This is a genomic window from Streptomyces sp. NPDC001393 (assembly GCF_053597455.1).
Genome location: NZ_JBSFIH010000050.1, coordinates 60,295 through 75,899, shown reverse-complemented (window position 1 = coordinate 75,899; position 15,605 = coordinate 60,295). Strand labels below are relative to the sequence as shown.

General features: G+C 70.8%; 5 protein-coding genes and 1 pseudogene. 5 read left to right on the top strand and 1 reads right to left on the bottom strand.

From position 1 onward, the window contains the following. From ACWC2T_RS35995 to ACWC2T_RS35975, 5 genes and pseudogenes are all read left to right on the top strand, one after another. Positions 1-128: pseudogene (locus ACWC2T_RS35995) on the top strand (IS5/IS1182 family transposase); the annotation flags it as partial. Continuing rightward, positions 125-559, top strand: a complete 435-nt coding sequence (locus tag ACWC2T_RS35990) for a hypothetical protein (RefSeq protein ID WP_450674545.1) — start codon at positions 125-127, stop codon at positions 557-559. The pseudogene ACWC2T_RS35995 and the gene ACWC2T_RS35990, both read left to right, overlap by 4 nt. Positions 560-613: 54 nt before the next feature. Further along, the gene (locus ACWC2T_RS35985) at positions 614-1,573 is read left to right on the top strand and encodes an NAD(P)-dependent oxidoreductase (protein ID WP_450674544.1); all 960 of its coding nucleotides are present in this window, start codon (positions 614-616) and stop codon (positions 1,571-1,573) included. A gap of 77 nt (positions 1,574-1,650) precedes the next feature. Beyond that, a complete protein-coding gene (locus ACWC2T_RS35980) occupies positions 1,651-4,884 on the top strand; it encodes a WD40 repeat domain-containing protein (RefSeq protein ID WP_450674543.1) in 3,234 nt (1,077 codons plus the stop codon). A gap of 34 nt (positions 4,885-4,918) precedes the next feature. After that, entirely contained in the window at positions 4,919-5,779 is an 861-nt protein-coding gene (locus tag ACWC2T_RS35975) for a hypothetical protein (protein ID WP_450674542.1), read from the top strand. A 128-nt stretch (positions 5,780-5,907) separates the two neighbouring features. On the opposite strand, the gene ACWC2T_RS35970 is transcribed toward ACWC2T_RS35975, so the two are convergent. Further along, positions 5,908-15,396 (bottom strand): hypothetical protein, encoded by a 9,489-nt coding sequence (locus ACWC2T_RS35970; RefSeq protein WP_450674541.1) that lies wholly within the window; start codon positions 15,394-15,396, stop codon positions 5,908-5,910. Positions 15,397-15,605: the final 209 nt, after the last annotated feature.

Here is a 15,605-nt window from a genome sequence, read left to right as displayed (position 1 = left end):
CCCTCGTGGAGCAGGCCATCGCCACCCTCAAGTCCTGGAGGCTCCTCCGCAAACTGCGGTGCTCGACCACCCGGATCACCAGCCTCGTCCAGGCCATCCTCACCCTCCATCTGACCAGCTCAGAGTGAAGATGGAAAAGGCTCACTATCTGCTCAATGTGTCGTGTCTCGATCTGAGGCTGCTGACAAAAGTACTCAGCATGTCGCCGGACTGCGACGAAGTAGGGCGTGCCCGGTCCATCGTCCAGTCCAACCGGGCAGCCCTGCGCGAGGCCCTGGCCCGGTCGGGTCTCGCCGGGTGCCTGCCCGAGACGGCGCCCGAGCGTGATTCTGCGGTGAGCGTCGAGTGGCTGCACGTCGGCCCGGAACGGGACCGAGTCCTTCACCGGTGCCGTGCGGCTGGGCTCGAAGTGCTACCGGGACAGCCGTTCTTCTGGTCCGCGACCGGCGACGAGAAGTCACAGGATGCGGAGTGGATCCGTGTTGCGTTGCTTCGCGATGTCCACGACTTCCAAAGGGGCACAGACATCTTCCTTGCAGCCATGCGGGAGTGCGCATGACGACCCTGCACCACCTGCGCCGTTTCCCCTGTCTGCCTGACCGGTGAGGGACCCATGCCGAACCCAGAAATCCTCATCACGGGGACCAATATCGTTTCCGATGCGGCCATCGCGTACATCGAGGGGCGAAACTACACGCCGCGCCGGATCCGGCGGGACGACCTCACCGAGGACGAGCTCATCATCGCCCTGGACGGGGCCGCGGGATATCTGATCGGCGGCAACGAAGCCCCCACTGACAAGGTCTTCGAGGCATCCGGCGCCCTGCGGGCTGCCGTTTTTGTCGGTACCGACTACCAGCTCTACGTACCGGGCTGGCGGCGAGCCGGGTCGCTCGGCGTGGCAGTGGTGAGCACACCGGGCGCGAATACCCGCTCGGTGGCCGAGTTCACCTTCCTGCTGATGCTTTCCCTGTCCCGCGCTTTTGCCTCAACCGTCGGCTCCCCGGCGCGAACCGGCACCACGGCGGGGCCCATGGGCCGCACTTTGGCCGGACAGCGTCTGGGTGTCGTCGGCCTCGGCAGGATAGGGAGGGAAGTCGCCCGGATTGCCCTCGACGGCTTCGGCATGGAGGTGCGCTACACCGCGCCGCGGCCCGTCCCGGACGCCGAGGCGGAGCTGGGGATACGGCGTTGTACGAAGCTCGACATACTGCGCTGGAGCGACGTGGTCTCCCTGCATCGTCCAGGCCCGGGCCCGGGGGAGGCACCCGAGCTGTCGGGACGAGAATTCCAGGTCATGCGGCCCGGGGCTCTGCTCGTGAACACCGTTCATCCAGGACTCGTCGACAGCACAGCCGCCCGTTCGAAGCGGATCTGGCGATGCAGCAGGCGATCGAATGGCAAGCACAGGCAAAGCGCCGGGAAACCGAACTGGCTCGGCGCATGCTGGTTCGGGCCAAGGCGTCGTTCGGAGACGAGGGCGGATGGTGGTTCACCGGCCGCCGCCGTACGCTCACTGAGCTCACCGAATGGTTGCAGGAACCTGACCCGCTCCGGCCGGCGATCGTGGTGACAGGTGGCCCCGGTTCCGGAAAGACCGCTGTTCTCGGGCTGATTGCCGCGCTCACCGACGAGGAGCGGCACCACAGCGTGCCCCTCCACCTCCTGGACCTGCCACCACGGGCGGTGCCGAGCCCCGGAACCGTCGATGTGGTCATCTACGCCCAAGCCCTGACCGACGAAGATGTCCTGAACGGACTCGCCGCCGCTGCGCGGGTGAGGGCCCCGACGGTGGGTACCTTGCTGGACGCTTTGACGGCGCGGGATCGACCGTTCACCGCGATCATCGACGCGCTGGACGAAGCAGCGACTCCGGACACCCTGGTCACTCAAGTGATCCAGCCGCTGATCAGGTTCGGTAACGGGCACCTGCGACTGCTTCTTGGCACTCGGCCCCATCTGCTGCGGCATCTGCAGACCGACGTCGACATCGTCGACCTGGACAACGCGACCTACTCCGACCCCGCCGCCCTCGGAGCGTATGCCCGTCGTGGGCTGACCGATTCCCAGCCGGACAGTCCGTACGCCGAGGCCCCGTCTTCTCTTGTGATCAGCGTGGCTCGCGCTGTCGCGGAAGCGGCTTTCCCTTCTTTCCTGGTCGCACGGATCGTCTCCGGGACTCTTGCCTCGCAGGACTCGCTCGTCGACCCCCAGGACCCCGAGTGGCGCCGCGCGCTCCCGAGAACGGCCGACTCGGCCATGGCACAGGACTTGGACGAGCGCCTGGGCTCGGAAGCCGAGCGCGCCAGAGACCTTCTGCGGCCGCTCGCCTACGCGGAGGGGCAAGGGCTTCCTTGGGAGGATGTCTGGGGTGCTCTGGCTTCACGTATCTCGGGACGCAGCTACAACGACGAGGACCTGCTGTGGCTCCAGCGGTCCACGGGCCGCTATGTCGTGGAGGCGACCGAGTCCGGTCACTCCGCGTACCGCCTGTACCACCAGGCCCTGGCCGAGCATCTACGGCGGAACACCGATGCCCGGGAAGCGCAGCGGGCGTACGTGGAGGTACTGCTGCACCTCGTGCCGCGCACCCCGTACAGAAGCCTGGACTGGCCCCGTGCTCATCCGTACACACTCAGTCATCTCGCCACCCACGCCGCGATCTCGGGTGAACTGGACGAGCTCATGGCCGACCCCGAGTTCCTCGTCCATGCCGAACCGGCACCACTGCTGTCCGCGTTGGACCGCCTGACCACGGCGCCCGCCCTCCGCATGGCGGGGCTCTACCGGACCTCGGCCGGCGACCACCGCCGTGCCAGTCCGCAGATCCGCCGGGAACTCCTGGCAGTCGACGCACTGCGTTTCAAGGACAGGGACCTGGCGCGTCGGCTCAGCCGCGACAGTGCCTGGCGGCCGGTGTGGGCCACCGACAGCCAGGTCACCCGGAACTCCGAGGAACGCACAGGAGCGGTGAACGGCGTCGCCTGTGGCGAGGCGGATGGCGTTGCGGTCGCCGTCAGCGGCGGCACCGACGGTCTCGTACGCGTCTGGGACCTGCGCACCGGTGCACAGCGTGCGCTGCTCACCGGCCATCAGGGCGCCATCAACGCTGTGGCCTGCACCGAAGTGGACGGCACATCGGTCGCCCTTACCGGCGGTGACGACTACACGGTGCGTGTCTGGGACCTGTCGACCGGCGAGAATCTGGCAGTCCTGAGCGGCCAGGGAGGAGCGGTCAACGGTCTCACCTGCACGACGGTGAACAGGGTGCCGGTGGCGGTCGTCGGCGGAGGCGACGCCGCGGTGCGGCTCTGGGATCTGACCACGGGGGACCAACTGGCTTCGCTCGTCGGTCATCCGGGAGCGGTGAACGGGGTGACGTGCACAACGGTGGACGGTGTCCCGCACGCGGTCAGTGTGGGGGCCGACGGGTCCGTGCGGCTGTGGGACCTCCAGGAACGTGTCGAACGCATGTCGTTCCACGGGCACACCAGCTGGGTGTGGGCCGTGTCGTCCACCGATGTCGGCGGTGTACCAGTGGCGGTGTCGGGCGGTGGGGGCGACGGACACCTGTGCGTCTGGGACCTCGAACGCCGCATGCCCCTCAAGGTGCTCAGCGGTGACACCGGCTGGGTCAACGGCGTGGCCTGCATTGTTGCTGACGGCAAGCCTCTGGCGGTCGTGGGCGGCGGGGATTACACGGTGCGGGTCTGGGACCTCGCCGAGGGCACACCGCGTGCCGTACTGGAAGGACATGCCAGCGCGGTCAACGCGGTCGCCGCCGCCATCGTGGACGGTGCTCCGGTTGCCGTGACGGCCGGCGCCGATGGTTCCGTCCAGGTCTGGGACGTGCGGGCGGGGGCTCAACGTCTGGTGATGGGGCAGCCGTCGAACACGCCGGAGGGGGGTGACGCGTCGAACGGACGGGTGTCCTCGGTATCGGAATCGCCGTCCGGTGCGTTCCGAGGTCACACGGGCTGGCTCTGGTCGGTCGCCCACTCGGTGGTGAACGGCTCCGCGGTCGCGCTCACCGTCGGAGGCGACGGAGACGGTGCCGTACGCATGTGGGACGCACGCACCGGCGAGCAGAAAGCCGTGCTGACAGGCCATACGGGGGCCGTGAACGCGGTTGCCTGTGCGGTCGTCGACGGAGTGCCTGTCGGCATTGTGGGAGGCGGCGGAGACTACTCGCTGCACGTCTGGAACTTGACGACCCGCCAGCACCAGATGGTGCTCCACGGTCACGAGGACTGGGTATGGGGTCTCGCCACCACCCATGCCGACGGCCGCCCCATCGCGGTGACGGGCGATGCGTCGGGCGTCATGCGGACTTGGGATCTGCGCTCGGGCGAGCAGCTCCTCTCCGCTCCGGCGCACTCCGGTGTCGTCAACGCAGTCGCCTGTACGCGCCTGAACGGCCGTCATGTCGCGGTCACTTTCGGGGACGACGGTGCCATGTGTACATGGGACCTGTTGACGGCCCGTGAACTCGCCTCCTTCACCGCTCATACCGGGGTGGCACACGGTGTGGCCTGCACGAAGCTGGACGACCGGCAGGTGGCGGTCACTGTGGGCGACGATGGTGCGATGCGGGTGTGGGACCTGCAGACGAGTGACGAGGTGGCCGCCTTCACCGGCCACACCGGCGTGATCAATGCTGTGGCCGCCAGACGCATCGACGGAGTGCCCGTAGTCGTCACCGTCGGTGACGACTACACCGTGCGCGTATGGGACCTCCGCCGTGGAACGGAGCTGTTGCGCTGGGCCACGCCCTATCCCGCACGGGCCGTTGTCCTGAGTCCCGACGGAGACATCGTCGTGGGTACGGGCCATGAAGTCGTCGCATTCGAGATGGGCATGTCCGGTCTTGTCCCGCGCCATTAGCCGGCGCCCGTGGATTCGGAGGAGTCGGAAACACATGGCGCGCGTCGTCTGCGTACACGGTGTGGGAAAGCAGCAGCTGGGTGAGGAGACGCTGCTGAGGCAGTGGGTTCCGGCATTGCGAGACGGAATGACCCGGGCCGGCGCAGATGCCCAAGTCGCCGACGCAGACGTGGCGATGGCGTTCTACGGGGACCTGTTCCTACCGCCTGGGCAGCGGCTGGCGGGGGATGACCCCTACCTGGGCTGGTGGGACATCGCGCCCGGCTGGGAGACAGACCTCTTGATGTCGTGGTGGCAACACGCTGCAGCAGCCGAGCCACAGATCGTCGCGCCGGATGCCCAGAACCTCCTCGCCGGTGTCCCGGCTACCGTGCAAGCGGCCCTGCTCGCCCTGTCGCAGTCCAGATTTTTCGCCGGGCTTGCCGAGCGAGCGCTGATCTTCGACCTGAAGCAGACGCGCCGCTACCTCGTCGACACCGAGCTGCGTACCGCGGCGAGAGACCGCGTCCGAGCGTTGATCGGCCCGGACACGGACGTGGTGGTAGCGCACTCACTCGGGACGCTGGTGGCCTACGAGGCGCTCTGCTCGCTCTCGGACCACGGCGTCCGTTCCTTCGTCACCCTGGGTTCTCCCTTGGGCATAAGAAACCTGATCTTCGACCGGCTCGAGCCGGCGCCGACCAGGGGTCTCGGTTCTTGGCCGGGGGAGCAGTCCATGGCGTGGACGAACATTGCCGATGCCCGGGATGTCGTCGCCCTGGTCAAGGATCTGCGGCCCCGATTCGGTTCTGCGGTTGGATGTCATCTCGTACCCAATGGCTCTCATGCTCATGACGCCACGCACTACCTCACCAAAGGAATCACAGGAGCAGCTCTCGCGGCTGGGCTCAAGTGACCGCGAGCACCGGGCGTTCGAGAGGAGTGCCGCCAGGATCGCCGACTCGTCATCTCCGTAAACAGCGACCAGAACTCGGTGCACGACTTGTGCAGCCGGCCCGCGGTTCGGCGGGCCGGCGAAGCGCCTCAGTCCGGAGGGCTCGCATCGGTCCGGAGGGCTGACCGTAGGCCCAGTGCGTACTTCTGGCTCATCGCGGTGCGCTTGTCCAGGGGAGCGAGCAGGGTCAACGGCACCTTGTCCGTGGTGATCTTCGTCAGGGCGCTGTCCAGGAGCGAGAACTGCCGGTCCAGCAGGAAGCGCTGGGAAACGGCCCAACCGGCGGAGGGGCGCAGGCTCCGGCCAAGGTCGGCCAACGGGCGCAGGATGGCGGCGTCGTTGAGGAGGTCGTCGGCGTCCGGCAGACCGCCGCACGCCGCGACCAGGCCTCGGGCCACCGGGGCGGCGGGGTGCTCGTGCCCGTCCGCAGCGGCCAGCGCGGTGAGCGCCTGCGCGAACCTCTCCAGCGATTCCCTCTGGGCGTCCGTCAGTTCAGGGCCGAGTTCGATGGACCGCAGTCGCCGCCACACGCCACCGGACTCCTGCTGGCGGTCCGGCCGCGTCAGCCAACAGGTGACCAGGGCCTCGGTGTGCAGCGAGCCGAGAGCCCGCAGCCCGATCTTCTGGAGCAGGAAGACGGGCCAGTCGTCAGGCAGCGGCGGACGGCCGGGCCAGTTCTTCTTGACCGACTGGGCGCCGATGGCACACACGGCGAGAGCGGGGGCCAGGTCGACGCCGGCCCTGTCGTGGTGCAGGACCGCCTGGCCCTCGGGGCTGCTGAGCCAGTCCGCCACCGCACGCAGGGCGACACTCTGGACATCGGCCCGGTCAGCGCCGTCGGCCGAGAGGAGCAGTCCCCGGGCCCGCATGACCCGGCATGCCACGGACTCCGTCGCCTCGGACGTCAGCTTGCCGGACCGCCCCGCTTCGTGGCTTCGCCAGTACGCCGCGAACCGGGCCGGGACGAGGTCGGCCACGGGCTGCGGGGTCTGACGGAAGTCCGGCAGCCGGAGCTTGACCAAAGCGTCGGACATCCATCGGGGAAGGTCCATGACGGTGTGCCGGCTGCCCGGCTTGACCAGGGTCACGAACCGTCCTCCCTTCCGGTTCTGCCGCACCTGGGCCACCTCGGCCACGAGGGACTCCTCTGCCAGCTCCGCACGTACGTCCACCGGTGAGTAGGCGGCGAGCACGCCGAGCGGCTCCACGGACACCAGACAGGCGGACGCCTCGCCGGTGGACGCCTCCTCCAGGGACCTGGTGACCACCCGCACCGACAGCAGGCGTCCCCGCGTGAGGTTGTGGAACTCACGCTCCACCAGCGGAAGTCGGCTCAGGCTCACTGTTCCGGGGCCGTCTCGCAGTACGGTGAGCCGGCGGATGTCCCGCAGATGGTCGAAGAGCGTCGCGCCGCGCAGACCGCCGGTCCACGCGGCTTCCCCTACGGGCAGCCAGTAGGGACGCTGCGTACGGACGTCGCGACAGATCACTCCCAGGGAGTGGTCCTCCTCGTCGTTGACCTGCAGCCAGGGCCGGACGACCAGCTCGTCGCCGCCCTCGGCACCGTCGGCCTCGCGCCTGCCCTGGATCCCGCACGACAGCAGTTTCTCGGCCTTCCTCCAGTGCAGCCTGATGTACTCCTGGGTGCCGGCCAGTGCCCGGGAAGCCGCCTGGATCGGCGTGCCGTGCTCGGGCAGTCCGGGCACGAGCTGCCGGATGTGCACCCGGAACAGCGCGCTTCCCGAACGCACCGCCACGTTGCCGCGGCCGAGATCGGCCACCGGCTGGGCCAGCACCGTCCCCTGCGGCCAGATGCTGCGGGGCTGTGCCCGACGGGACACCGTCACCACGGTTTCCGGCCCGGCGACGACCTGCTCGACGGTGACGGGCAGGACATCCAGCTGGTTCAGCAGGCTCGCCTCGCCCCGCCGCGCCCGCGCCAGTTCGGCGCGCAACCAGCCGCAACCGAACCAGGCGTCGGCATCGCTCTCCGCGGCCAGTTCGACCCTTGCCCTCGGCAGTCCGCAGACCCGCAGGCCGTGCTCCCGGTCCAGGGCCAGGAAGACCACGTCGTTCTCGGCGACGCTGCCGGGCTCGGCGGTGCTCAGCCGGTTGGCCCGGTCCAGCCACACCGCGCTCCCGACCGGGTGGGCGTCCAGCACGGCCTGGTCGGCGGGGTAGGGCACGGTGCCCCGGCCCTCACCCAGATAGAGGGCGCCGGCCTCCTCGTCGCGCTGGACGACCGGCAGCAGCATGCGACGTGCGAACGATGCCGACATCGCGCCGCGCGGCCCCGGACGCCAGTCGTCCAGCACCAGGTGGCCGCACTCGTTGACTCCTCCCTCGACCCGGCCGTAGACCAGGTCGCCCGGGCTGAACAGCGACCAGTCGAGGTCGGCCAGCGAATGGCCGTCGGCGAACCGCACCAGTTCTCGGCGCACTTCGGAGACGCGGCCGGGGGCCAGCTCCAGCCAGACGCTGTGCCGGTCGGCATGGGCGACGGCCCAGGAGCGGCGTCGCCCCTCGGCGATGTCGCCGGCCGGCTCCTCCAGCAGCTCGGTCGCCGGAAAGCCGAACCGCTGCAGCGCCTCGCTCTCGTGCCGCAGGGTCCAGCCGACGGCGTTGCGGGAGAAGAACACGGGCTCGTTGACCGAACGGGCCCGCACCGGAAGCCGGCGCGTCCGGGGCTTGTCCTCGCCGGGCACCCACTCCCGGGTGCGGCTGTCGTGGTAGGTCCATCCGTGCCGGGCGCAGGCCTGAGCGATGTGCCGCGCGCTGTCGTCCCTGAACGACAGCTGGGCCCACGCCATCGGCGCCTGCGTGGTGGCCAGTTCCGTACCGGCCGGAGCCAGCCGCTCACGGTGCACACCGCGCACGACATCGTCGGGGTCGAAGGCGAGGGTTCCCGCCTCCGAGTGGTCCAGCGGCACCACCCGGTCCACCGGCCCGCCCCGGGACTGCTCCTCCCGCCGGACCGCGGCGATCTTGGGATGGCGGGTCTGCAGCAGAACCCTGCCGAAGCCCTTGCGGGAGGTGGCGCTGATCCCCGGGAGCCCGGCGATGGTGAACCGCCCCGGCTCGTCGGCGCGGCGCAGATCGTCCTTCGTCTTCAGGTTGTCCTTGGGGAAGACGACCACCGGGCGGGGCCGGTCGGTGAGGTAGGCATCGTCGGCCGGGATGGCCAGGACGACGCTCACCCGCCCGGTGTCCGCCAGGTCCAGCCGGACCACCGACCGTGGCGTGATGCCGGGTCCTTTGTGCAGGTCGGCCATGAGGAAGACGACGCCGGGCCGCACCTCGACGCACTGCCCCGTCGGGTCGACGACGCCGAAGCAACCGCCCGAGCGGCTGTTCAGGTAGCTCCGCAGCACGTCCAGGGGGCGGGGCAGCGGAGACTTGGTGGATCCCTGCCAGCGGCTCTCCTTGTCGGGCGACGGGCGCAGGAGTTCCACCAGCATCCTGGCCTGTCCCTCGTAGGCGCCCAGCCCGTCGGCCTCCGCCGCCCGCCGCAGGACGCCCTCCCGGTGGGAGAAGTCCCGGCGGGTGACGATGACATGGAACGGGGGCCGGCCGGGGGCCGCGTCGGGGTCTCCCAGCACCGCCACTCCGGGGGGCAGGTCGAAGCGGAGCAGATAGTCGTTGGCCGTCGGCTGGATCCGGCCGGCCTCCAGGTAGAGCCGGTCGCCCGCCCGCAGGCCGGGGGTCCGGTCGTCCGGCGCGGCCTGCGGGGGCACCAGGCGGAAGTGGTGGACGCGACCGCGGGCGGGTCCCTTCTCCACCAGGGCACGGCCGAGGACGCGCTGCCGGGACGTGTCCCGGGGGACGGCGGCGAGCAGCCGGGCGACATCGTCCGGGTGGAGGAGGGCTCGTACCGACCGCCCTTCCACATGGTCGTCGGCTCCGTCGCGGTCGACCCCCCGGGTGCGGGTGTACACGCGGAGCACCGCCACTCGCCCGGCGGCGTGGTCGATCTCCAGGTCCAGCAGGTGGACCACGTCGTGCGCGGCCTCCTGGTGGATCTGGTACTCGACGCTCTTGCGGATGTCCCGGAGCGCGATCGACACCCGCAGCCCGCCCGGTACCTCCTGCTCGGTTGCGGAGGTCAAGGAGACGGCGTCGATCCGGTCGCCATGGAAGAGCGTCAGCGCCGCGGGATCCACCGGCGCGCCCCCGACGGTGAGGGCCGCGTGCGGCACATCGGCGAACCATCCGTACCCCCACTCGAAGCGGTGCACCGGCCCGGCGTCGGTCTCCTCGAACCCGACGTAGTAGGGGCGGCGGTCGCGTTCGATCGGACAGCGGTTTCCGTCCGTACGGGCGTGGGGGGCGACCTTCTCGATGAACTCGGCCACCGTCAGCGGGGCGGCCCGCAGGTGCGAGTAGCGGTATCCCCGCCCGTAGGGCACCGGTACGGCCCGGACCAGGTGCTCGGAGTAGCCGCGTCCGCCGACGAAGGTCTGCGGGCCGTCGTCCGGGTCCAGCCATGACTGGTAGGTGCCGTTGCTGTCGGGAGCCAGAACGTCGAGGTGGAGCCGTTCCCGTACCCTCGGGCCCTCCAGGGTCCGGTCGCGGCGTGCCAGGAAACGGGCCCACTCGAGCGCGGGGTCCGCGGTGCGCCGGTTCCGCTCCGGCCGGGTGCGCAGGGTGGCCGGCGACAGGACGAACCGGCGCTGTACGTCGGTGTAGCGCGGCCGGTCGCCGTGTCGTCGCGACGCGGGGGTCACATCGACGCACAGGGTGTGCACCAGGACCTGGTCCACGTGCACGGGCTGCGGATTGGCGTCGAGGTAGAAGCCGCTCATGGTGCCCACCAACGAGCGTCCGTCCTGCTCCACCAGGACCCTGCCCCGCTGCAGGCGCCTCGCCCTGGCCGGCTCGGACTGCTTCCGGCCGGCCTCCGCGGAGCGGTCCAGTGCGAGCCGGGCCAGCGAGGGGTGCTGGGAGACGGTGATGCCGTAGTTCTCTCCGCGGTCGGAGACGACGCCCACGGTGTGCCACCCCTTGTCGGGGACGTCGTCAGCCCATTCCCACAGGGCGCGCAGCCGGAGCCGGCGCCGGAGAACGGAGAAGACCCAGCCGTCCGGTGTCCGGGTGGCCGTCAGGTGGTCGCCCACCGAGGGCGATGCCTGGTCGAAGCACAGGGCGGGTACGACGGCCTCGACGACCTCGTCGTCGAGGTGGAGCCAGACGCGCAGCATGGTCAGGGTGTTGTCGGCGTTGTACATGCGGCCGAGGACCAGGCCCGGCAGTGCACCTGCCCGCTGCAGGCGGGTCGGGTCGGTGAGGCCCGTGCATGCCTGGTCGAGGCCGTCGTAGGCCTCCGGGTCCCGCTGTGGCTGCGGGCGCGGGGCGTGACCGTCCTGGACGACGACCGCGCGCCGCCGCGCGGTGTCCGGGAACTCGCCGGTCAGCGTGAGCGATTCGGTGGCCGCCCAGCCGATCAGCCCGGACGACAGCATCACCAGGCAGTCCGTGTCCTCCGGCTTCCTGGTCAGCTGCCGGACCAGTTGGACCACCGTGCCCTCGCGCAGCCGGGCCAGCCGGTCGTAGGTCTCGGGGGTGCGCTCCTTCTCCCGGATGCCCGACTCGTCCATCGCCCGCGCGACGGCCAGCCGGCCCCGGGCCTGCGGCTCTCCCCAGCGGTCGATGCTGCACAGCACACGCTTGCGCCGCACCCGGCCCTTGACGTCGACCTTGATCCGGGTGGGGAAGCCGGCGACGGCCGGGACGTCGATGGTCCAGAAGCCGTCCCCGTCGGCGTCGTGCCACCGGGCCTCGTGGTAGAGCTCCTGGACGGGGATGTCAGCCTGGTCGTCCTCGTGTTCGTCCGGTGTGGGCCCGCCGGCTGCGGCCCGGGTGGGGGACGCGTCGAAGAGCTCCAGCCAGCGGCTGTTGCGGTCGTCGAACGGGCCCTGGCCCAGCGCCGGTTCGCGCAGGGTGAGCCGCCCGCGCCCGGGTTCGTAGGAGGCGTGCACGATCAGCCCGGCACGTCCGGCCGAGCAGGCCTCGTCCAGCTTCTGCCAGTCGTCGGCGTCCCAGGCGGCGGGACCCAGGACATAGGCGCGCCCGGGCGTGGTGACGAACCGCCAGGCGGGACCGAATCCCGTGCGGTCGGTCGCCGGCCCCTCGAGAACCAACCGTAGCGTCGTGCGCTCGGCACGCTGCCCGGTGTCGGCCTCGTCGACGCCCGGCGCCACGGCGAGTTCGGGGGGCCCGGCGTCCACCGGCACCCAGTGGCGGAGCGCCTCGTCCCACCGGGCCAGGGTGTCGCAGGGCAGACCGGCACGGGCGGCGGGCGAGTGGGCCCGGGACAGGTCGGGGTCCCAGCGGCGCCGCGCCGCGATGTCGTGGGGACGCGTACCTTGTGGATAGCCGTCCTCGTCCACGCCGTGGACGGACAGTTCCAGTCCGGGGAAGCCGGCCACCGCGCTCAGCTTCGCCGTCCGGATCTCGCCGTCCTCGGCCGCTCGGCGGGCCAGCGCGACGACCCGGTCGCCGCGCAGCTTGGTTCCTTCCTTGCCGAGCAGGACGGCCACGGCGTCCCCCACGCGACGACGCCGGGCCACCTGCTCGGGCACCAGCGCGGGCACGGGGAACCGCTGTCCGAAGTTGATCCACAGCCTCTGCCGGGGACCCGTGCCGTTGGCGTCCTTGGCGGTGACGAGTCCGAGAACGTACATGCCCTCGTGCGGGCGGGGCGCGTCGGGCAGGAACAGGTTCTCCACCGTTACGCGGTTGCGTCCCTCCAATCGCGCGTCGATCACGACTCCGGGCTGATACAGGACCGTCTCCCCGGCGCGACGGTCGACGGTACCGGCCCGGACGAGCCACGACTCGCCGTCGGAAGTGCCGTACTCCACCCGCTGGGCCGGAGTGAGGGCCGGTGCGTGGGTGTCCCGCCACAGCTTGTGCATGCCGGTGGCCAGCGGCAGTTCACGGGCCTGAAGCATGCGGTGGGAGGTGTTGCGCAGGAATCCGACCAGGGCGGTCTCGGTGCCGCGCAGGGAGACACGGTCACTGCAGGTGTCGAAGGGGTTGCCGACCGAGGCGGTCAGGCCCCAGGGCCCCCAACGCACGTACAGCGACCCCAGCGCCCGCTGCCGCAGGCGATTGGCGCTCGTGGGAGCCAGGTGCATGCCGCTGCCCAGCACCTCGAACAGCCGGTCGTAGTAGAACGGAGCCTTGGCGCTCAGGTCGATCACCGTGTCCACGACCTGCTCCAGGACACGCAGCACACGGTCGTGCGACCCCTTCCCCGAGACCGGTGCCGCGAACATGTCGAACATGCGGCCGCGCACCCAACGGGGCAGATGCTGGGGCAGGTTGAGCGACCGGACCAGCGAGGACCAGGACGTCACCCAGTCCTCGTACGCCTCCGCGTCGCCCAGGTCCGGCTCGCGCAGCAGCGCCGCCAGCCTGAGGGTACGCACGGTCACCGGAATGATGCCGTGCTCGTCGGAGACGTCCCTCTCCAGTTCCTCGCCCATGTGGAGCCAGTCGGCCACCGGGAAGGCGTCCTGGCTCGGATCCTTGGGCGCGCTCAGCAGGAGCCTGCGGTAGTGCAGTGCGGCGGCCGCGCTCGGGTCGGCGTAGTCGGGCCTGCCCTTCACCCAGTCCCAGCGCAACGCGTAGGTGGACTCTCCCGGGTAGATCTCACGCCACAGCAGAGCCGCCTGGACGGAGGTGCTGCGGTGCGGCGGGTCCCCAAGGCCCGAGGTGAACTCCAGCAGCGCACGCGCCGGGGCCACCGAGTCGTCCGGGGTGGTGAACCACCGGCCGCTGCCCTCCGTCCGGTGCGGCTGGGTGCCTCCGGCCGCGGCCTCCTGGAGCCAGCTGAGCCCGATCCCGAGAGCGGCACGGGATCTGACCAGCGACCGGACCGGCGCGGGGGGCCTCGGTTCCTCCTCGTCCCAGGCGTGCAGCCGGGCCACCAGCCGCACCACCTCGCCAGGGTGCACGGCGGGCCGCTTGCCGGTGCCCACGGCGTCCACCTGCTGGATCTGATGGAGCATGAACGCCCCGAGACGGCGTACGGGCGCCGACAACACCGCGGAGCCTCTGGACGCCCCGGCTTCTGCCTGCCCCTGGCCGCCGCTTCCATCGCCCTGGCCCTCGGTCAGCTCTCTCATGAGCGCCCGGTGACGGGTACCGAGGATGTCACGGACGTGCGTCAGGAGAACCAGCAGGAAGTCCGGGACCCGCCCGGTTCCCCGCGCTCCGGACGCAGGTGCGGCGGAGAGCAGGCGCACGGCCAGGGAACTGGCGGCGAGCAGCCGGACCAGCTGTTCGGGAGCGGCGCGGAACTGCTTCGGCTCACCGGGCGGCGAGACGATCCACGGCGACCACACCTGGGCGGTCGTCGCCGGATCGTTGGCCTCGGCGGATCCGTCGGTCAGGTAGAGGATCGGCAGGCGCCCGTCGTGGCCGCGCAGCCGCAGCAGCCGCCCCACGTGAAGCTGTGCGTGCGCGTAGTCCTCGCCGTGGGGGACGGTCAGCCGCATCTGCCGCTGGGTCGGCAGACCGTCCGGCGCCTGCCAGTATCGCTCGAGCCAGCGCACGGCCCGGCCGGCGTCGAGTTCGGCGGCCCGCTCGTGCAGGGCCGCCTGCCAGAGCACTCCCGGCATCGGCGAGTAGCGGTGGTTCCCGGTACCGCCCAGCCGGGCGTGGGCCAGTACCCGGCGGCTGCCGTCCGGGGTGTGGTCCCCAGGAATGCCCGCCGAGCGCCTTCGGGCCGTCCAGCGGCCGAGTTCGGCTCCCGTCGTCGCCTCCGCCTCGAGCCGGGCCCACACGTCGTCGTCGGCCTGCCCGGTGGTGCGGAAGACCACCCGGGCGGCTGTGGCCAGGACATCCGGCTCCATGTCGAAGGAGCCGCCCACGGCCCGCGCCAGCCGGTCGAGGAGGGCCGTGGGCTCCTCAGGGCGCAACGCGGCGGCCAGTTCCGTCGCCTGCAGGAGCGCCAGCCTGCCGTGCCGGCCGCGCAGGGCGCCGTCCAGGAGTACCGGGAACTCGTCCAGGAGCTCGCCCAGGGTGTCCGGGCACACCCCCGTCAGCGCGCGGGCGGCCGTCAGCAGGACGGAAGGCAGCAGATGGTCCAGGAGGTCGTGGTAGGGAGGTGACGGCTCGTCGGCGGTGGCGGCCGCGTCCATGGCGGGCCCCTCCAGCACCTTGCCCAACAGCCGCGCCGCCTCCGGGTCTCCCGTGCCGGCGGCCTGGAGGGTCGCGGCGACCAGCGGCCGCAGGTCCTGCGGCAGGACCTCCGCGACACTCCGGTAGAGGAGTCCCGTCCGGCCGGTCAGTTCCCGGACACAGACGCAGCGCCGGTGCTCCGGCGGAGCGTCCTGCGTCGCGTAGTGCTCGTGCTCGGCCAGGAACACCTGGTGCGCCCTGAGCACATGGGGCAGTGCGTACACCGAGAGCTGAGTGTCCGATCCGGCCAGCCATTCGAGGGCGGCACAGACCAGCTCGCCGGAACCGGGCTGTTCCACGGGCTCCCGCAGGGCGTTGATGACATCGAGATACTCCGTGACCACTCGCGACGGCAGGCCCAGAGCCGAACAGAAGTACCAGTTCTCGAGCACGGCGGTCCTTCCCCCTGCTGTTCCGGCGCGCTGCCCGCCGTCCCCTGCGGTGCGGCGCGCACCCCCATGCAACACAGTGATCCAGGTGTGTCGCGGATCACGCAGTCTATCGGGTCATCAGGTTCACCATGTGCTTCAACGGACATTTCCGATTCGGCTCATGTCCTGGCAGGGGCGGACCGCCGGTCTCGGGAGGGAGCACGCGTCGC

What these genes read in the sequence shown, in the direction of transcription:
- ACWC2T_RS35985 (WP_450674544.1), top strand. Translation starts at nt 614, where the DNA reads ATGCCGAACCCAGAAATCCTCATCACGGGGACCAATATCGTTTCCGAT.
- ACWC2T_RS35975 (WP_450674542.1), top strand. Translation starts at nt 4,919, where the DNA reads ATGGCGCGCGTCGTCTGCGTACACGGTGTGGGAAAGCAGCAGCTGGGT.